General features: G+C 60.8%; 20 protein-coding genes and 1 pseudogene. 17 read left to right on the top strand and 4 right to left on the bottom strand.

Annotation, left to right across the window (positions count from 1 at the left end; all coding sequences use genetic code 11):
- Positions 1-174 precede the first annotated feature (174 nt).
- From P6U23_RS22385 to P6U23_RS22355, 7 genes and pseudogenes are all read left to right on the top strand, one after another.
- Positions 175-1,122, top strand: a pseudogene (locus P6U23_RS22385) (IS630 family transposase).
- A gap of 108 nt (positions 1,123-1,230) precedes the next feature.
- Positions 1,231-2,154: a GGDEF domain-containing protein gene (locus P6U23_RS22380; protein ID WP_407174757.1), complete on the top strand. Its 924-nt coding sequence runs from the start codon at positions 1,231-1,233 to the stop codon at positions 2,152-2,154.
- A 309-nt stretch (positions 2,155-2,463) separates the two neighbouring features.
- Positions 2,464-3,507: a LacI family DNA-binding transcriptional regulator gene (locus tag P6U23_RS22375; protein ID WP_407174756.1), complete on the top strand. Its 1,044-nt coding sequence runs from the start codon at positions 2,464-2,466 to the stop codon at positions 3,505-3,507.
- A gap of 93 nt (positions 3,508-3,600) precedes the next feature.
- Positions 3,601-4,365, top strand: coding sequence for an ATP-binding cassette domain-containing protein (locus P6U23_RS22370; protein WP_407174755.1), 765 nt, complete (start codon positions 3,601-3,603; stop codon positions 4,363-4,365).
- Positions 4,365-5,447 carry an ABC transporter permease gene (locus P6U23_RS22365; protein WP_407174754.1) on the top strand — a complete coding sequence of 361 codons (1,083 nt, stop codon included), beginning with the start codon at positions 4,365-4,367 and terminating at the stop codon, positions 5,445-5,447. Before P6U23_RS22370 ends, P6U23_RS22365 begins: the two co-directional genes overlap by 1 nt.
- Positions 5,448-5,540: 93 nt before the next feature.
- Entirely contained in the window at positions 5,541-6,473 is a 933-nt protein-coding gene (locus tag P6U23_RS22360) for a sugar-binding protein (protein ID WP_407174753.1), read from the top strand.
- A gap of 405 nt (positions 6,474-6,878) precedes the next feature.
- On the top strand, positions 6,879-7,448 hold the full coding sequence (locus P6U23_RS22355) for an MBL fold metallo-hydrolase (RefSeq protein WP_407174752.1): 570 nt from the start codon (positions 6,879-6,881) through the stop codon (positions 7,446-7,448).
- Here P6U23_RS22355 and P6U23_RS22350 read toward each other — a convergent pair.
- The gene (locus P6U23_RS22350) at positions 7,372-8,451 is read right to left on the bottom strand and encodes an IS630 family transposase (protein WP_407174502.1); all 1,080 of its coding nucleotides are present in this window, start codon (positions 8,449-8,451) and stop codon (positions 7,372-7,374) included. The genes P6U23_RS22355 and P6U23_RS22350 overlap by 77 nt on opposite strands.
- Before the next feature lie 115 nt (positions 8,452-8,566).
- Between P6U23_RS22350 and P6U23_RS22345 the strand changes: the two genes are divergently transcribed.
- A complete protein-coding gene (locus P6U23_RS22345; RefSeq protein ID WP_407174751.1) occupies positions 8,567-8,893 on the top strand; it encodes an MBL fold metallo-hydrolase in 327 nt (108 codons plus the stop codon).
- Positions 8,894-9,024: 131 nt separating this feature from the next.
- On the opposite strand, the gene P6U23_RS22340 is transcribed toward P6U23_RS22345, so the two are convergent.
- Positions 9,025-9,957: a LysR family transcriptional regulator gene (locus P6U23_RS22340; protein ID WP_407174750.1), complete on the bottom strand. Its 933-nt coding sequence runs from the start codon at positions 9,955-9,957 to the stop codon at positions 9,025-9,027.
- Positions 9,958-10,280: 323 nt separating this feature from the next.
- On the opposite strand from P6U23_RS22340, the gene P6U23_RS22335 reads away from it, so the two are divergent.
- The 8 genes from P6U23_RS22335 to P6U23_RS22300 all read left to right on the top strand — a co-directional run bounded on the left by P6U23_RS22335 (position 10,281) and on the right by P6U23_RS22300 (position 15,728).
- Positions 10,281-11,072 (top strand): SDR family NAD(P)-dependent oxidoreductase, encoded by a 792-nt coding sequence (locus P6U23_RS22335; RefSeq protein WP_407174749.1) that lies wholly within the window; start codon positions 10,281-10,283, stop codon positions 11,070-11,072.
- Positions 11,073-11,289: 217 nt separating this feature from the next.
- Positions 11,290-12,090: an SDR family oxidoreductase gene (locus P6U23_RS22330; RefSeq protein ID WP_407174748.1), complete on the top strand. Its 801-nt coding sequence runs from the start codon at positions 11,290-11,292 to the stop codon at positions 12,088-12,090.
- Positions 12,091-12,100: 10 nt separating this feature from the next.
- The gene (locus tag P6U23_RS22325; RefSeq protein WP_407174747.1) at positions 12,101-12,307 is read left to right on the top strand and encodes a hypothetical protein; all 207 of its coding nucleotides are present in this window, start codon (positions 12,101-12,103) and stop codon (positions 12,305-12,307) included.
- Between the two features lie 24 nt (positions 12,308-12,331).
- The gene (locus tag P6U23_RS22320) at positions 12,332-13,081 is read left to right on the top strand and encodes an SDR family NAD(P)-dependent oxidoreductase (protein ID WP_407174746.1); all 750 of its coding nucleotides are present in this window, start codon (positions 12,332-12,334) and stop codon (positions 13,079-13,081) included.
- Positions 13,082-13,169: 88 nt separating this feature from the next.
- On the top strand, positions 13,170-14,261 hold the full coding sequence (locus P6U23_RS22315; RefSeq protein WP_407174745.1) for a sigma-70 family RNA polymerase sigma factor: 1,092 nt from the start codon (positions 13,170-13,172) through the stop codon (positions 14,259-14,261).
- A gap of 151 nt (positions 14,262-14,412) precedes the next feature.
- Positions 14,413-14,742, top strand: a complete 330-nt coding sequence (locus tag P6U23_RS22310) for an ArsR/SmtB family transcription factor (RefSeq protein ID WP_407174744.1) — start codon at positions 14,413-14,415, stop codon at positions 14,740-14,742.
- On the top strand, positions 14,739-15,203 hold the full coding sequence (locus P6U23_RS22305; RefSeq protein WP_407174743.1) for an SRPBCC family protein: 465 nt from the start codon (positions 14,739-14,741) through the stop codon (positions 15,201-15,203). The genes P6U23_RS22310 and P6U23_RS22305 overlap by 4 nt, the downstream gene beginning before the upstream one ends.
- A gap of 111 nt (positions 15,204-15,314) precedes the next feature.
- The gene (locus tag P6U23_RS22300) at positions 15,315-15,728 is read left to right on the top strand and encodes a GFA family protein (RefSeq protein ID WP_407174742.1); all 414 of its coding nucleotides are present in this window, start codon (positions 15,315-15,317) and stop codon (positions 15,726-15,728) included.
- Positions 15,729-15,837: 109 nt separating this feature from the next.
- Here P6U23_RS22300 and P6U23_RS22295 read toward each other — a convergent pair whose 3' ends face one another.
- Together P6U23_RS22295 and P6U23_RS22290 are read right to left on the bottom strand one after the other, a co-directional pair.
- On the bottom strand, positions 15,838-16,548 hold the full coding sequence (locus P6U23_RS22295) for an LrgB family protein (RefSeq protein ID WP_407174741.1): 711 nt from the start codon (positions 16,546-16,548) through the stop codon (positions 15,838-15,840).
- Entirely contained in the window at positions 16,523-16,942 is a 420-nt protein-coding gene (locus P6U23_RS22290; protein WP_407174740.1) for a CidA/LrgA family protein, read from the bottom strand. The genes P6U23_RS22295 and P6U23_RS22290 overlap by 26 nt, the downstream gene beginning before the upstream one ends.
- 97 nt (positions 16,943-17,039) lie before the next feature.
- On the opposite strand from P6U23_RS22290, the gene P6U23_RS22285 reads away from it, so the two are divergent.
- Positions 17,040-17,933, top strand: coding sequence for a LysR family transcriptional regulator (locus tag P6U23_RS22285; RefSeq protein WP_407174739.1), 894 nt, complete (start codon positions 17,040-17,042; stop codon positions 17,931-17,933).
- The last annotated feature ends 1 nt before the right edge of the window (position 17,934 follow it).

Here is a 17,934-nt window from a genome sequence, read left to right as displayed (position 1 = left end):
GCTGGGGGCGCTTCAGCTCGCAAGCTATTTTATCGGGCGTTTCGGTCGCTGGCCGCTGTGGTGGGGCCTCGGCAATATCCTAGAGCGGTTCACAGCTTAATTGAATCGGGAGGGATTCCGGTTTTGGGGCGAATGTGATTCAAGATGCTGGCTGGGACTGGAGGCCAGCATCCGATGGTTCGACCAATTTCCAATGACCTGCGTAAGCGTGTTGTTGCGGCGGTTGCGAAGGGTGAGAGCTGTCGTTCGGTCGCAGCGAGGTTTGGCGTTGCGGTGTCGTCCGTGGTGAAGTGGTCGCAACGTTATCGCGCGACCGGCTCGGTAGCGCCCGGGAAGATGGGGGCCATCGCAAACCCGTCCTTGAGCCGCATCGCGCCTTCATCAAGGAACGGATCAGTCAGACGCCGCATGTGACGCTTCACGCCCTAAAGGACGAACTGGCGGCGCGCGGGATCAAGGTTTCCCACAATGCGGTTTGGCTGTTTCTGCGTCGCGAAGGGCTGCGGTTCAAAAAAAACGCTGCTCGCCCTCGAGCGAGCTCGCTCAGACGTCGCGCGTAGACGCCAGCGCTGGCGTTCATGGCAGGCCAACCTCGATCCCCGACGCCTGGTCTTTATCGACGAGACCTGGATTAAGACCAACATGGCCCCACTGCGCGGATGGGGGCCAAAAGGCGCGCGGGTGCGGAGCTTCACGCCACATGGCCATTGGCGGACGCTGACATTCCTTGGCGCCTTGCGCTGCGACCGCCTCACCGCGCCGTGCCTGTTCGACGGCCCAATCAACGGCGAATGCTTCCGCGCCTATGTCCAGCAGGTTCTCGTTCCGCAGCTTCAGCCCGGCGACATCGTCATCATGGACAATCTCGGCAGCCACAAGTCGGCGGTCCTGCGCCGCCTGATCAAAGCCGCCGGCGCAAGGCTCTGGTACCTGCCGCCATACTCCCCCGACCTCAATCCGATCGAACAGGCCTTCGCCAAGATCAAGCACTGGATGCGCGCCGCCCAGAAGCGCACCATCGACGAGATTTGCCGCCATATCGGCAGCCTCATCACAACCATCCAGCCCAACGAATGCAGCAACTACTTCGAAAACGCCGGATACGCTTCCATCAAAACGTGAAACGCTCTAACCGGTATCGGCACGTTCGCGATCGCGCTTCGTGATCTCGCTCCGGATTTCATCTCAGTCGATCTCGGCAACTCCGCGACATTGGCAGGTTACGTCTGCATGCTGCCGGCCGTTCGCGTGTTTGCGAACCGTCCGACACACTTGCAGCACGTTTTGCTTTCAGTCCTCGCGGGCATTCTCATATGCGTTTTCGTGCTTGATGGAGCGTCGGACACCAGGGGCCGCATCATTTTCGGTTCGGTCATCTATTGCGTGGTCGACCTAGTCATTGTGCGCGAAGGCGTCCTCCTGGGCATGCGCGAACGGCTTTATTCCGCGTGGATTCTGGCAGGCCTTTATTTGCCGACTGCTCTGATGTTCGCTGCTCGGGCCCCGCTGGCGGCCACGGGCGAAATCGGCGCAGAGCGGCTGTTCGACGGCAGCAGTGCTCACAGCTTGCTGGCGATGTTCGCTGTCCTGTTCATCGTGCTGCGTAACATGGTCATGATGCTCATGGCGGCGGAGCGAAATCACCACCAGCTAACCGCGTTTGCGAACAGCGATCCGCTGACTGGTGCGCTCAACCGTGCGGGTCTGGCCCGCGCCTATGCCGAACTTGGGACGGCGCGGGTGACGGCATTGCTCATCGACATGGATCATTTCAAGTCGCTGAACGACAAGCATGGTCACGCGGCAGGCGACGAGCTTCTTCGGGTGCTCGTGGATGTGATCAAGATCCACCTTCCGCCCCGAGATGTTGTTGCGCGAATAGGAGGCGATGAGTTCGTCGTGCTTCTCGGCAACGCTCCGCTGGATGAAGCCACAGAAGTGGCCGCGGATATCAGCCAGGCATTTTCAGTAGCTGTCAGTGGGCGGGGCGTTCTCAAGGTCCACCCAACGCTCAGCATTGGTATCGCCCGTCAATCGGCCGCCTCTATGGCTCTCGATGCAATCCTTCGCAACGCAGACGCGGCGCTCTATCGATCGAAACAGCAGGGACGCAACCGGATAGAGGCTCATATAGAGGAGGCTCTGGCAGCTTAGCTGCGGCTCTATGCTCACCAATGGTGGGCATCGGAAGCTCTTGCCGTCGAAACCTCGTTACCTCGCGAGACCGAGATAAAGGCCGGACCTCGGACTGATCGCTGGCGGCGCCGGTGGCATCTTTATGGAGCGCCGCTCTCACCGGCGGCGCTCCACTGCTTGCCCCGCCCAGATTGCCGTCGTGCCTGACCTACACGACGGCGCTCAAGCAGTGGCCACATCTCGGCTCGCGCAACCGCAGCACGAAAGTGGCAATCTGCCCCTCAATATGAGTTGCGTACCTCAATTGACCTCTGCTAGCCTTCGTCTATGAAGGAGAGGGACGTACCTGCCGTGCTCACGCTAAAGGACATCGCCCGGCAGGCCGGTGTCAGCCTGGCGACCGTCGACCGCGTGCTGCACAATCGCCCCGGAGTGCGGCCGGATACCGTTCGCCGCGTCAGGGAGGCGATCGAGCGCAACGCATTTCAGCCTCATGTGGCGGCAGCGGAGCTCGCCCGCGGCCGGACCCGGCGCTTTGCCTTCGTGATGCCGTCAGGTCCGAATTTGTTCATGCAACAGATCCACTCCTACCTTGGCCAGATGTCGGCCTGGCTCTCGGCCCGCCGTCTCGCGATTGAGACGGTCGCGACCGATGTCTTTGAAGCCTCCGCTCTCGCCTCTTCGCTGGACGCGCTCGCCGATGATTATGATGGCGTCGCCGTGGTGGCATTGGATCATCCGAGCGTTCGCGCGGCCATCAACGATCTCGTCGATGCCGGCACCAAGGTCGTGACCCTGGTCTCCGACGTGCCCTCGTCGCGCCGCCATCATTATGTCGGGATCGACAATATCGCGGCTGGCCGCACCGCTGGCGCGCTGGTCGGCCGGCTCGTTGGTGTCCGCAAGGGAAAGGTCGCGATCATCGCCGGCTCGCGAGGCTTGCGCGACCATGCCGAGCGCATCTTCGGCTTCAACCAGGTGATGGGGGGCGAGTTCTCCGGACTCGATGTGCTGCCCGTCCTCGAGAGCCGCGACGACGATGTGCGCTCGGAGCAGCTAATGACGCGCTTGCTTGGCAGGCACCCGGACATTGTCGGCCTCTACAATGTCGGCGCCGGAACGGCCGGCGTCGCCAAGGCGCTGGTGGAGCAGGGCCGCGAGAAGCAGGTGGTGTTCGTCGGCCATGACGTGACGGTGTTGACGCGCAAGCTGTTGTTGCAGGGCGTGATGGCTGCGGCGATCTCGCAAAATCCAGGTCATGAGGCGCGCGCCGCCGTGCGCGTGCTGCTCGCGCTTGCGAGGGGGGAGCCGATCCTGAGCGAACAGGAGAAAATTCGAATCGATATCGTGATGCGGGACAATCTGCCGTAGGCGGCTTCTGCGGGAAGGGCGGCGCAGTTCGCACACCGCAAAACGGGCCGGAAGGGAGGAAGGCGTGTATCTCGGAATGGACAGCGGCAACTCATGGTAACCACTCACGCAACCGGGAGGCCGGTCCTGGAGCTGAGAGGCATCGGCAAGGAATTCGGCGCCATTCGTGCGCTGCACGGCGTCGACATGCGCATCTTGCCCGGCGAAGTGGTTGGCTTGATGGGAGACAACGGCGCCGGCAAGTCGACGCTCGTCAAGATCATCGCCGGCAATTTCCCGCCGAGTCAGGGCGAGATCCGCTTTGACGGGAACGCGGTCCATTTTGCCCGCCCCATCGATGCACGCGCGGTCGGAATCGAGGTCGTCTACCAGGACCTCGCGCTCGCCGACAATCTTACGGCGGCAGCCAATGTCTTTCTCGGCCGCGAGCTCAAGCGCAAATTTGGTCCGTTCGCGTTTCTCGATCACAAGGCGATGGCAGCGCGTGCGCTGGAACTGTTCGGAGAGCTGCGCTCGGAGACCCGTCCGCACGATCTCGTCAAGCAGATGTCGGGCGGCCAGCGTCAGGCGGTCGCGATCGCGCGGACGCGGCTGTCCAATGCTAAGCTCGTGATGATGGACGAGCCGACGGCCGCGATCTCGGTCCGTCAGGTCGAGCAGGTTCTTGGCCTGATCCATCGCCTGAAGGAGCAGGGCGTGGCCGTAATGCTGATCTCGCATCGCATGCCCGACGTGTTCGCGGTGTGCGACCGCGTCGTCGTCATGCGCCGCGGCGAGAAGCGCGCCGACAAGGCGATCGGCGACACCAGCCCCGAGGAAGTGACCTCCCTCATTACCGGAGCGAAGGAGGCCGCGTGATGGCCACGCCGATCGAATCTCCTATCACCTTCACCAATGTCGGCAAGGCCAGATGGTGGCAGAGCGGCATCTTTGCCTCGCAGACCGGTTACGTCCTGCTCGCGCTTGTGGCGCTGTTCGTGGTGATGAACTTCGCCAGCCCGTATTTCTTCACCGAAGGCAATATGCAGAATGTGGCGAAGAATTTTTCCTTTATCGCCATCGCCACGCTCGGCGTGACCTTCGTGATCATCACCGGCGGCATCGATCTCTCGGTCGGCTCGATGATGTGCTTTTCCGCGATGATCACCTCGATGGTGATGACGCAGCTCTCGACCCCGGGCCTGCCTGGCGCGGAGTGGTTTGTGCATTTGGCCGGGGACGGCAAGACCGTGATTGCCAATGTGCCCGGTTTGATCCTGCTCGCCTCGGTCCTGGCGGGGCTTGGCGTCGCGCTGATCGTCGGCCTTGTCAACGGATTCTGCACCGCGGTGCTTGGGCTCTCGCCTTTCGTGACGACGCTCGGCATGCTCTCGATCGTGCGCGGACTGGGCTACGTCGTCAGCAACGGCCGCGGCAGTTTTCCCGGTGGGCCCGACGCCAACTATTTCTATGGGCTGACATCGGGCGTTGTGTTGGGCATGCCCGCGCCGTTCATCTATCTGCTGGTTCTCGCGGTGGCGATGGCGGTCGTGCTGCATCACACCAGTTTCGGCCGCCACGTCTTTGCCCTCGGCGGCAACGAGAAGGCGGCCGCGCTGACCGGAATTGCGGTCGTGCGGGTGAAGATCGCCGTCTATGTGATCTGTGCGCTCGCAGCGGGTCTGCAGGGCATCATCATCTCCGGCTGGCTGGGATCGGCGCCGGCAAACATGGCGACGTCCTATGAGCTGAACGTCATTGCGGCCGCCGTCATCGGCGGTGCCAATCTCGCCGGTGGCGTCGGCGGCCCGCTTGGGGCCATCGTCGGCTGCGTGCTGCTCGAGGTGATCCGCAACGGCCTCGTGCTCGCGCAGGTCAGCTCCTATTGGCAGCAGACTCTGGTGGGCGTGATCATCATTGTGGCGGTGCTGGTCGATCGCATCCGATCGCGCATGATTTGAGAGTTCCTCCCGGAGGATGACGAAATGATCCCTATCCGCCTCCCGGAGCCACAGTTTTCAAAAAGGATAGGCACAAAAATGCGGAGGGAAGCTATGAGAAAACTTTTTCTTGCCGGCATCACTGTCGCCATGATGGCGACGCCGGCGCTCGCCGAGACCTACAAATTCGTGATCGTGCCCAAGGCCATGAACAATCCGTTCTTCGATTTCGCGCGCGACGGCTGCCAGAAACGTGCCAAGGAGCTCGGCAACATCGAATGCATCTATAAAGGTCCTGTCGAGCACGAGCCGGCGACGCAGGCGCAGATCATCCAGGATTTCATCACCCAGAAGGTGGACGGGTTGGCCATCTCGGTCGCCGACGTCGCCGCGATGACCAAGTCGATCGAGGCGGCGACGGCAGCCGGCATTCCCGTCATCACGTTTGACTCGGACGCGCCGGGCTCGAAGCGGATTGCCTATATCGGCACCAACAACAAGGAGTTCGGCGTCGCGCTTGGCAAGCAGTTGCTCAAGCTCCGGCCCGATGGCGGCAAATACGCGATGGTGTCCGGCGGCCCGGGTGCGGAGAATTTGGCCGAGCGCGTCAATGGCGTCCGCGAAGCGCTTAAAGGTTCGAAGTGGACCGAAGTCCCGGGCTCGCCGACTTTCTGCAATGACGACCCCGCGCTTGCCGTGCAGCAGATGACCGATCTGCGCACCGCGACTCCCGACCTCGCGGCGATCATCCCGGTTGGCGGCTGGCCAATGTTTGCGCCGGAAGGCTTCAAGGCGTTCGCCAGCAAGAGCAAGAAGGACATGGATGCTGGCAAGTTCACGCTCGTCGTGGCCGACACGCTCAAGATGCAGCTCGAACTTCTGAACGAGGGTTATGCCAATGCACTGGTCGGGCAGCGCCCGTTCGAGATGGGCGAGAAATCGATGGATACTCTTCTTGCAATCAAGAAGGGTCAGAAGGTGCCGGAGATCATCTACACCGGTCTCGACATTGTGACGAAGGACAACGTTGCGACAATGTTGAAGTAGGGACGCTCGCAGCCCCGACGTTCCTGCGCGCCTCGCCCCGTTCGGGAAGAGGCTGGTGGGGAGCCTCCGCCCACTCACGCCAAATGTGGGGCGAGGGGCTCCCCATTACATTGCCTGGTCTCGGCGATCAGCGCATGCAATGCCTGAGCGTTTCTCATTCGACTGCTCTCTGTTGAGGCGGAAGATCGCTATCCTGTCCCCCGCCCACGAGGAGCTCTCATGTCCCGCGGGATTTCTCGCGGTCGACCATGGGGTAATGTGTTGATGCCCTGGCATATGTTCGCGGGTTCGGAAGCTTTATGCAGAATTTCGATTTTCTGAATTGATTGCCTCGATTTGAAATCGAGCAGCTCAACTGTCACTAACTCCTCGGCACCAACTCCAAAGCTCTCGTGAGGAGATCCTTTGACAAAGCTCGCGCAAGTCCAGGCATCTGGCCTGAACAGAAGAGAAATTGGCGATTACATCGTAACCGCGCTTGTGGATGGTATCGTCGATGTTCCGTTCGATTTGCTGACCGGGATAAAACCCGATGAAGCTGCAGAAATGATCGCCGCGGCAGGGCGTCCACGCTCATCGGCGATGACCGTCTCGGCTTACCTCGTCGAAGGTGGCGGGAGGACGATTCTCATAGACGGCGGGGCCGGCGGCATCAATGGGTGGGGCGGACGGCTCCAGGTCGCGCTTGCTGCAGCCAACATTGACCCGCACCAGATAAACCACGTGTTTCTCACGCATGCGCATCCCGATCACGTCGGAGGCTTAATCGGGGCGTCGCCCTCGGCCGTCCTGTTTCCGAATGCAGAACTCGTCCTCCACGAGGAGGAATATAAATTCTGGAGCGACGATGGCAATTTGAGCCGTGCGCCGGACGCCGTGCAGCCATTTTTTCATCTCGCTAGTGTTGTGACTCTAACGCTTGTTTCGCACGGGCGACTTTTTCGAGGATTTCGCCTGCGGACTTGGTCCAGATGAAGGGCTTTGGATCGGCATTGTGGTTTTCCAGGTATTCCATGATCGCGCTTTTCAGTTCGGCGACATTCTCGAAGGTGCCGCGGCGGATGCGGTTTCGAGTGATCTCGGCAAAGAAGCGCTCCACCATGTTGAGCCAAGAGGCCGAGGTCGGAGTGAAGTGCAAATGGAAGCGTGGATGCGCCTTGAGCCAACGCTTTACGGCCGGCGTTTTGTGGGTCGCATAGTTGTCAACGACCAGATGCAGGTCGAGGCCGGGCGGGGTCTGCTGGTCGATCAGCCTGAGAAAGCGAAGGAACTCACGATGCCGATGGCGTGGCATGCACGTCCCGATCACCTTGCCGTCCAGCATGCTGAGTGCCGCGAACAAGGTCGTAGTGCCGTTGCGCTTGTAGTCGTGGGTCATGGTGCCGGCGCGGCCCTTCTTCATGGGCAGACCGGGCTGGGTACGATCGAGAGCCTGGATTTGGCTCTTTTCATCGACGCAGAGGACCAGCGCCTTGTCCGGCGGATTGAGATAGAGCCCGACCACGTCTTCCACCTTGGCAGCGAAGTTCCTGTCGCGCGAGACTTTGAAGGTGTCGACGAGATGCGGTTTCAGTTCGTGCGCATGCCAGATACGCTGGACGCTGCTGTAGGAGAGGCCCACCGCCTTCGCCATGCTGCGCACGCTCCAATGGGTCGCATTTGGCGGCTTCTCGTGCAGCGTCATGTGCACAACCTGCTTGATCTTTTCGGGCGACAACGGTTTGACGCGCGATGGCCGGGTCGCGTCCTTCAGCAGCCCGTCCACGCCCTTCGCCAAGTAGCGCTGACGCCAGCGGCGCACGGTCAGCAGGCTCTTGCCAACCGCCGCCGCAATCGCCTCCGCCGTCAGTCCATCGCTTGCCAGCAACACGATCCGTGCTCTCCAAACCACCTTCTGCGGCGTGTTCCGGCCCCGGACCAGCCGCTCCAGTCGCTCACGATCGGTCGCGCCGACCGCAATCTGTTCGATCTTCCTCATCGGCGCAGACTTGCAGGTTCGCGCCGATTTGTGAATCGTCTGTCAGTGACGGAACACTAGGAGCGTCTTTGCTGCCTATGGAGATCGGCGGCGGACCGTCGTCGACGGTGACGTCGTGCCCGGTATCACTCTTTTGCATCTACCTGGCCACACGCCGGGGCACAGCGGTTACAGGATCAGTTCAGGTACGCAGACCCTTCTCATTTGGGGTGACATCGTTCATTACCCGAACATTCAGGTCCCAAGGCCGGCAGTGACGATCGCCTTCGACGTGGATTCCGCCGCCGCGTCTGTGACGCGCCGTGCGGTATTGGCCATGGCGGCGGCCGAAAATCCCCTCATTGCGGGTATGCATCTGAACTTTCCTGGCTTTGCCCGGGTCCGAGCATCGGGCGAATCCTACTCCATTCTCGACGAGCCCTGGTCCCCGGATCTGATCTGATCAATCCGCATTGCGATGCCGGCACATCGTTCGTGTCCTCCGCGCGATCCATAGCCGTCGAACTTCGGAGTCGAACATGGGTGGCGCCAATTGAAGCCGAAGCGTTCTGCAGATGATTTTCGGGGCAGGAGTTACCGCAGAGATCGCGTGACGTCAGCGACTGCTCCCCGGAACCAAATCATTCCTGGGTCGACGTGACTGGAGGCATGCCACACCATCGAAATTTGAAAGGGCGCAACATCGAACGGTAGCCGGCTTACCGCGAGGCCATGCGCTTTCGCTGCATTATCGGCGAACAATCGTGGAACAGTTGCGATCGCCGTAAGAGACTTGAGTAATATCGGAATAGCGTGAGCGTGAGGGGTGGACACCACGATCCTCCGGCTTCGTTTCTTCTGTTCGAGCGTATCGTCGACCAGTCTGCACGCGCTTTCCTTCAAATCGACCGCTACGTGAGGAAGCTGGAAGTATTCTTCGAGAGTAATGGACCGCACCTTTTCGAGAAGTGCCGGGCTGTGCAGGCAAACGTAGTTATCATCGAATAGGACCTTGCGTTTGTGCACAAGGCCCCCATCCGAAACATTCCCGACGGCGACATCGATTTCGCCCCTGTCCAACATATCCGTCGCTCTTTGGTGATCGAGCGAATGAAGTTCCAGACGCGCATGGGGCGCGGCGTCCAGGCAGAACCTTGCCAGGGGCGGGACGAATACACTCTCCAGATAGTCCGGTATGCCAAGCTTGAAGATCCGGCTAGTCTCGGCAGGAGAGAAGGCGATCGCCCTGAGCAAATCTCGATCGATATGGCGCAGGATCTCCGAAGCAGCTTTCGCGATTGCGGCGCCGCGTGGGGTCGGGGTCATGCCTATACCGTTTCGCACGAAAAGCTCGTCACCGAAAAGCTCGCGCAATCGCCCCAACTGATGGCTGAGAGATGATTGATTTATGCCGAGCCTGTTTGCGGCTTTGGTAACGCTACCGGCAGAATTGATGGCATCAAGCGCGACCAGAAGGTTCAAGTCGACTTCAGCAAACCGAGCGTGATCGATTGTGGATTCCTGCATGTATGTCTCCGCACGGTCAAGACTCTGGTCTAGCCGTCGCCGAACGCCAAGCGCGCCGAACTGTCCTATTGGCGAGGCAAAGTTGGCTATCAGTCCGCTCGATATCTTCAGAAAACCGGCTGTTGTCCAGGGCATTCAGATTAACCCGTTTGTCCTTTCCGCGCGCGGTCGGCATCTCGGGCCTTAGGCGGGACCGGTCTTCGCCAAAGAACGCATCCAAAAATTATGGTGCGGCACCGATGAATTTTGCCTGCCATCTCGGTCTTACGCATGAGGTCGCTCGGAATGACGAGGGATCAAGAAAACAGAGCGGGAAGCCAGAGATGATGCTGAAGGACAAGGTTGCAGTGATCTACGGAGCTGGAGGCGCGGTCGGCGGCGCCGTGGCGCGCGCTTTCGCGCGCGAAGGAGCCAGGCTCTTTCTCACCGGGCGCAACCGAGCTTCGGTCGAAGCTGTCGCAAAGGAAGTTGCCTTTAATGGAGCGGCGGTCCGAACGGCGGAGGTCGATGCTCTCAAAGAGGACGCGATCAATGGGCATCTGCAGTCGGTCGTCGACGAAGCTGGCCGCATTGATATCTCCTTCAACGCTGTCGGCATCCCGAACACGAAGCTGCAGGGGGTTTCCCTGATCGATCTCGCGCTCGACCAGTTCTCTTTGCCGATCGCGACTTACACAAAATCGTATCTGCTGACCGCGCGTCTGGCCGCTCGCAGGATGGTCGAAAAGAAATCAGGGGTGATCATGACCGTCACCTCAACGCCCTCGCGGACCGGCATTCCGTTGATGGGAGGGGTCGGCCCAGCCATGGCCGCGGTGGAAGCGCTCACTCGGAATCTCTCCGCGGAACTCGCGCGTCACGGCGTTCGGGTCGTCGGTCTTCGACCCCTGGGCATGCCGGACTCGGGCACGATCAAGGAGGTTTACGGTCTTCATGCCAAAGCCTGGGGAGTTTCCTGGGATCAATTCCACGATTTGATCGCAAGCAGGACCCACCCGCGCCGGTTGACGACGCTTGCGGAGATGGCCAATGCGGCTGCTTTCATGGCCTCCGATCAGGCGAGTGCAATGACCGGCACCATCCTCAACATGAGCTTGGGAAGCCTCGACGACTAGGGCGTTCTTCGGCTTGGCCGGCGCTTTCATGCCCTCGATCGCCCGAGCTGGGCGATCGAGGGTTGGCGGGAGCAGGCATCGCAAAAGGGCGGTGCGGGTCGCATCCTCGCAGCGGACTGCGAGGCACGTGCAGCCCCCGATTATCTTGATCCACTCTTATCGCAGCGTTTGATGACACCGCTCCGATCCAGGAGCACAGTTCACTAAGGGGAATCTCATGAAACTCACCGGTCGCACAGTCCTCATCACCGGAGGATCCGCTGGCATCGGTCTTGCGTTCGCGCTCAAATTCGTCGAGCTCGGTAACCAAGTCATCGTGACCGGGCGACGCCAGGCAGCGCTCGACCAGGTGAAGCGACAGCACCCGAAGCTTCATACGATCCAGAGCGATGTTTCCGACCCCACGCAGATCGCTGCGCTTGCAGCGCGCGTGAAGGCGGACTTCCCTGAGCTCGATGTGCTGATGAACAACGCCGGCATCAGCCGCTATAAGAACCTCAAGGGCACGGCGGCCGACCTTGCCGGCTTGACGGTGGAGTTGGAGGTCAACGCGGGCGGCGTAATCCGGATGACTTCTGCATTCATCGACATGCTCAAGGCTAACAGAGGCACTCTCATCAACGTGTCTTCTGCCCTGGCATTCGTGCCGTTGCCGTGCTTGCCGATATACTGCGCCACCAAGGCGGCGATCCACTCGTACACGCAGTCGCTTCGTTTCCAGCTAGAGGAAACCGGGGTGGAGGTCATCGAGCTCATGCCTCCGGCGGTGAAGACCGAGATGACGGCTGACCTTCGAGGAGATGGCATCACCATGATCACAACCGAGCAGTTAGTGAAGCAATCGTTCGAGGGGCTCAAGGCGGGTGTCCTCGAGATCCGGCCGGGGCAGTCGGAGCAACTCGCATTCATGCGCCGACTCGCGCCGAATTTTATCAATGGACAGCTCTGGAAGGCGTCTAGGAAGCTGGTGCCTATGGGGGCCGACGATTCCAAGCCGCCGCGTTTGTCTTACACATGAAGCCGGATGCGTGGCCGGCGGCAGGCTAAAAGCTCTGGATGGGCTGTTCGGTCCTGGCAGGTCTGCGGCGCTGGCGCATGCGGTGAGGGCGCTGCGCGTGATTTTTTGCACGGTATCGTGGCTGCGTCGACTGGTGCTCAGCAGCGAAAAAAAAGTGGGCATCACCGATGAGTTTCGCAGGTCGAGCTGGTCTTATTCGTCGGGTGGGCAGGCATGAACACCCAAACGCCAGGAGAACAGAATGCTTGCATTAACGGGCAAGGACATCGTGGTCATCGGTGGGAGCCGAGGCGTGGGGCGGCGTATCGTGGAGGAAGCTCGCGGCAATGGCGCGCGGGTGCTTGCGGTCGCTCGGCAGCAGGCGCCCCTGAGGCAACTGCAACAAGCGATCGCGGGTGTCCAGATTCTGTCGCTCGATGCGACGGACGAAGATGCTCCGCTCAAAGTATTTGAGACCCTCGAGCCAAGCATTCTTGCCATTTGTGCCGGAGCCTTTCCGCCCGCGGCCCCGTTTCATGAGCAGAGCTGGCACGAGTTCAGTGTAAACTGGGCCGTTGACGTCAGGATTGCGTTTAATTTCTGCAAGGCCGCAATATCGCGCCCGCTGCCCGCCGGCACTCAGATCATTCTGATATCGAGCGGCGCGGCCCTCGCGGGTTCGCCGAACTCGGGAGGATACGCCGGGGCCAAGCGTACGCAGCTTTTCATTGCTAACTATGCACAGAAGGAATCGGATCGTTTAGGACTTGGATTGCGGTTCATTTCGCTGGCGCCGCGCATCATGCCGGATACCGACCTGGGAAAGCATGCGATCGCCGGTTATTCTCGCTATCTCGGCATACCCGCGGCGGACGTCGTTCGGAGTATGGCCTCGCCACCGACTTCAGCGCACGTTGCGACCGCAGTCATCGAGTTGGCCACGAATATCGGCCGTGTTGAAGGCAACACTTTCATTGTCTCGGGCCGTGGGCTCGAAGTTGTGCCTCAATGAGCGACGACGTTGGCTTGCGCCGATAGTCATCGTTATCGTGGTTGGGCCGAGTCGTCGAAAGTTTACTCTGATCGTCTGGGCTTGAAGCATGCTGTCCGAATGCAAATATCCGATAGCGATGGCCGCGGCTGACGTGCCAAGCTCAAAAAGAGATCCGAACCGCCCCAATGATGAGTTTGGTCGGCTCGTAGAGCCGCTTCGCCGCGAGCTTAAACTGCATTGCTATCGGATGCTTGGCTCGGTCCACGAAGCCGAAGACGCGGTTCAGGAGACTCTCCTGCGAGCTTGGCGAGGCTTCGGCAAATTCGAGGGGCGCGGATCTTTCCGTTCTTGGTTATATCAGATTGCAACGAACGTTTGCCTGAATGCGCTGGCGGCTCGAAGGAACGCGCCGCGGCTCCTGCCGAACGAATGGATGCCTGCAGCGGGCGCGCACATGCCAGATGGTACGGCTGTTGCCGACGTCCCATGGCTAGAACCCTATCCAGACTCGTATCTTGAAGGCATTGACGAGTCGGCGAACCCCGAGGCGCGCTATCTGTCGCGGGAAGCTGTCCGACTCGCCTTCGTCGCCGTCATACAGGGCTTGCCTCCCCGCCAGCGAGCCGCGCTCTTGCTGTGCGACGTGCTGGGCTGGTCTGCCAATGAGGCGGCAACCCTTCTTGGCGGCTCAACGGCTTCGATCAACAGTATCTTGCAGCGGGCGCGCGAGACGCTTTCTAAGCGCTACCCCGATGGTCGACCTGCGGTGTCGCGCTCGGCAAATCCGCTCGAGCAGGAACTTCTAGGCCGTTATTTGCGAGCCTGGGAACGACTTGACGTCGATGGTCTTGTGGCTCTGCTTAAAGAGGACGCGACGTACACGATGCCGCCGAAAGTACAGTGGTACGCGGGCCGTACGGCTATCGGCAACTTCTTCGAATGGGCATGGCGAGCTTACGAGAGCTTTCGACTGGTTCCGACGGCTGCCAACAATCAACCAGCTTTCGCAGCGTATTCGCGCGCGAGCAGCGATGCGCCTTGGACCGCACATTCCATCCATGTGCTTACCATCGAGAACGGCACCATCTCCACGTTGACGCTCTTTGCAAAGCCCCTCGCGCAGAGTCTGTTTCCGGTTTTCGATCTTCCCGACATCATCCCTGCGACAGCCGACGATCTCCCGAACTCCGGATTCTGATCAAAGACTGGGTAGCTGCGCCGCTAAATCCGCGATCATAGAAATTCGTCGCGCTCACGTTCCTGCTCGCGCTCCCTTGCGCGGGCCTGGCGAGCTCCTGATCGGATGTATTAGTATTGACTAATCAATCAGTGCAGACTAATGAGTTGTTATGCATGTAACACCCCACATCGATACTGTGATGCGCGCCCTTGCTGATCCAACCCGGCGAGCCGTGTTCGAGCGGGTGATCAGCGCTGACGAGATCAGCGTAGTGGAGCTGACGCGGGGGAGCGGGGTAACGCAGGGCGCGATCTCACAACATCTCAAAGCATTGAAGCAGGCTGGTCTGGTCGCCGAACGGCCCGAGGGTCGGAAGGTTTACTATCGCGCCCGACCCGAGGGCCTTGCTCCACTCTTCGATTGGATGAGCCATTACGGCGTGCTCTGGCGCAAGCGGTTCGCCAATCTTCGTACCCTCCTGAAGGAGATCGATCCATGACTGACGCCGCATCGAAGCTCGATACGCAGGAGATCGTGATAGACGAGGTCTTCCCACATGCGCCCGAGACAATCTGGAAGACGCTGACGAGCGGCGAACTGATGAGCCGTTGGATCATGGCGCCGACAGGTTTCGAGCCCGTGGAGGGCAAGCATTTTACTTTCCAGACAAAGCCGGCCGGCGCGTGGGACGGTACCATCCACTGTCAGGTGCTGGAGGTGAAGCGCGACGAACGCCTCGCATATGCCTGGAAAGGAGGACACGATGGAAATGTCGGATACGGCTCACAGTTGGACACGGTGGTCACGTGGACTCTCTCGAGGGTTGAGAATGGAACGCGCCTCCGACTTGTCCACTCCGGTTTCGTCCTGCCGAGGAACGATACGGCTTACAAGAACATGAGCGAGGGTTGGAAAAAGGTCCTGCAAAACCTCGGCAGCATCGCCGACGAGCAGGGCTGACGCTGCGCAGACGAGCGTCGTCCGCTCGCCCGTCCAAGTTGGTGGGCGAGCACGTTCGATGCCCTCAAATGCTTGTTTGGCCAACGGCGTTTCAGATCAAGGTGAGAAGACATGAACGAGCCATATACCGGTGGGTGTGCCTGCGGCGCGATCCGCTACAAGATCTCCGCCGAACCTATGGCGATGAACGATTGCCAGTGTCGCCAATGCCAGCGTGAAAGTGGCACCGGGCACTTGTCCCACTTGTTCTTCCCGCGTTCAGCCGTGAGCGTCCAGGGCGAGGCGACGCATTGGGACTTGGTTGGCGACAATGGAACGGTCAAAACGCGCGGCTTCTGCGCCACCTGCGGTTCACCGGTCTATATGATCTTTCGCGACATACCGGACGTTTTCGTCGCGCGTGCGGGGAGCCTCGATGATCCAAGCCGGTATAAGCCGCAAAACGTTATCTGGAGCGCTGCGGGTCACGCGTGGGATCACCTCGATCCAGCCTTGCCGAAATTCGAAAGGATGCCCCCAGCGTGATTGCGCCTGGTGGCTTGGAGCGCAGTGACCGGAAAACTGTGGGGCGCAACGTAGATACGATGCGGCCTTCGTGGAAGAAGCACCTTGGCCGTGGCGCCGTTCGGCACCACTATCTCATGAGCTGAACGATGACGGGTGCCAAGGCCACGTTCATCAATCCGACCAGCACCATCACGAGACCGGCGATTGCTCCTTCTTCCCGACCGATTTGATGAGCCCGGGCTGTTCCCGCCCCATGCGCGCCGATACCGAACAGCGCGCCTTTGGCCAGCCTTGAATGCAGCGGTAGCCGCGCCAGCACCACGTCGCCGACCGCCGCGCCGATAATGCCGGTGAGCACGACGAACACCGCGGTGAGATCAGGTATGCCGCCGATTTCGTCCGAGACCTCCATGGCGAACGGCGTGCTGATCGAGCGCGGCAGCAGGCTGAGGCGGAGCGCCCCATCGATACCCAGCAAATCAGCGAGCGCCCAACTCGATGCGATAGCGGTGAAGCTGCCTGCGATCATGCCCGCCAGCAGCAGCGGCCAACGACGGCGGATCAGCGCCCGCTGCTCATAAATGGGGACGGCGAAAGCGACGGTTGCGGGGCCCAGCAGCGCCACCAGCCAGTGCGTGCCGCGGATATAGTCGCGGTAGGACTCGTGCAGGATGAGAGCAGCCAGCATCAGCAGTGCCGGCGCGACCGCAAGAGGCATCAGCCACCAGCGCGGCCATTTGCGATGAAGACGCTTGGCCAGAAAATAGAACAAGATGGTCGCCAGCGACCAACCGGCCGCCTGCGCAAGAGGCTCATGCCACAGGGCGGGTGCGTTCATCGCCGTCGCTCCAGCGGTAGCAGAAGTCGACCGTCAGGGCCGTCACGCACATCACCGCCGTCGTGCTGACGAGGATGATGGCGAGGATTTTCAGGCCCAGCAGGCCCATGAACTCGCGGTGGTCGAGAAGCGCGAGTACAGCCGGTACGAAGAACAGCAGCATCTCGGCCAGGAGCCAATCGGCGCCGCGTTTCATGCTCGCAACCTTGAGGCCGCGTGCACACAATACCGCCAGCGCCAGGGCCATGCCAACGATGCCGCCGGGTACCGGCAGCCCGCAGATTCGGGCGATCTCTTCGCCGGCAAGCCAGAACGCTCCCATCAGCGCGATCTGCAGCAGCCGGCTGCGGCGCAAGCGATGGCGTGCAAGGACCAGGATGTTGCGGTGCGACATCGAGAAATCCCAAAAAACCTGTCCAGATCACTATATCTCGCAATGCAGCATGTATAAAATGAATTGATTGAATGGATTAAGTCGCTATTGGAATACCATGGAACTCAGGACATTAAGAGCCTTCGTGGAGGTTGTTCGCCAAGGCGGCTTCTCCCAAGCCGCCAAGGTGGTATTCGCCACGCAATCCACCGTCAGCAAGGCGGTCAAGCAGTTGGAGGATGAACTCGGTTTGCCCTTGCTCGATCGGCTCGGCCACCGAAGCCGGCTGACGGCTGCAGGAGAGATCGTCTACCGCCGGGCCCTCCGGCTCTTGGCCGAGCGGGACGATCTTGAGGCCGAACTCAAGGAGTTGCGCGGACTGACACGTGGGGTCTTGCGGCTCGGCCTGCCGCCCATCGGCAGCAGCACACTGTTTGCCCCGCTGTTCGCCCTCTATCGCCAACGCCATCCCGAGATCGAGATCAGGCTGGTCGAGCATGGCAGCGACCGCCTCAACGAGTTGCTCCACGCAGGCGAGATTGATTTCGCCGGCCTGCTGCTGCCGATCACGGAGGAGTTCGCCTCGCAGGCCGTGCGGCGCGAGCCGCTGATGGCGCTTTTGCCGGCCGATCATCCGCTCGCCGACAAGCCCAAGGTCACGCTGAGCGATCTGCGTGATATGCCGTTCATTCTGTTCGAGACGGGCTTTGCCCTTAATCGGATCATTCTTGATGCGTGCCGCCGCAACGGCTTCGAGCCTGCGGTCGCTGCGCGCAGCAGCCAGATCGACTTCATCGCCGAACTGGCGGGCGCGGGGCTCGGTGTCGCCTTTCTGCCGCGGATGATTGCGACTCAGCGAACACAGGTGCCGATCAGTCTCGTGCTCCTCGACGAGCCTGGCGTCGAGTGGACGATGGCGATGGCCTGGCGACGCGGCGCCTATCTCTCGCCTGCGGCCGAGGCCTGGCTCACTCTGCTGCGCAGGACCTGGGATGGCGACGGCTCGATCTGAT

Origin of the sequence: Bradyrhizobium sp. STM 3562 (assembly GCF_045571435.1) — a bacterium.
In the GTDB taxonomy this organism is placed as follows: domain Bacteria; phylum Pseudomonadota; class Alphaproteobacteria; order Rhizobiales; family Xanthobacteraceae; genus Bradyrhizobium.
The sequence above is the reverse complement of the archived record's forward strand: the minus strand, read 5'-3'. Positions and strand labels throughout refer to the sequence as shown.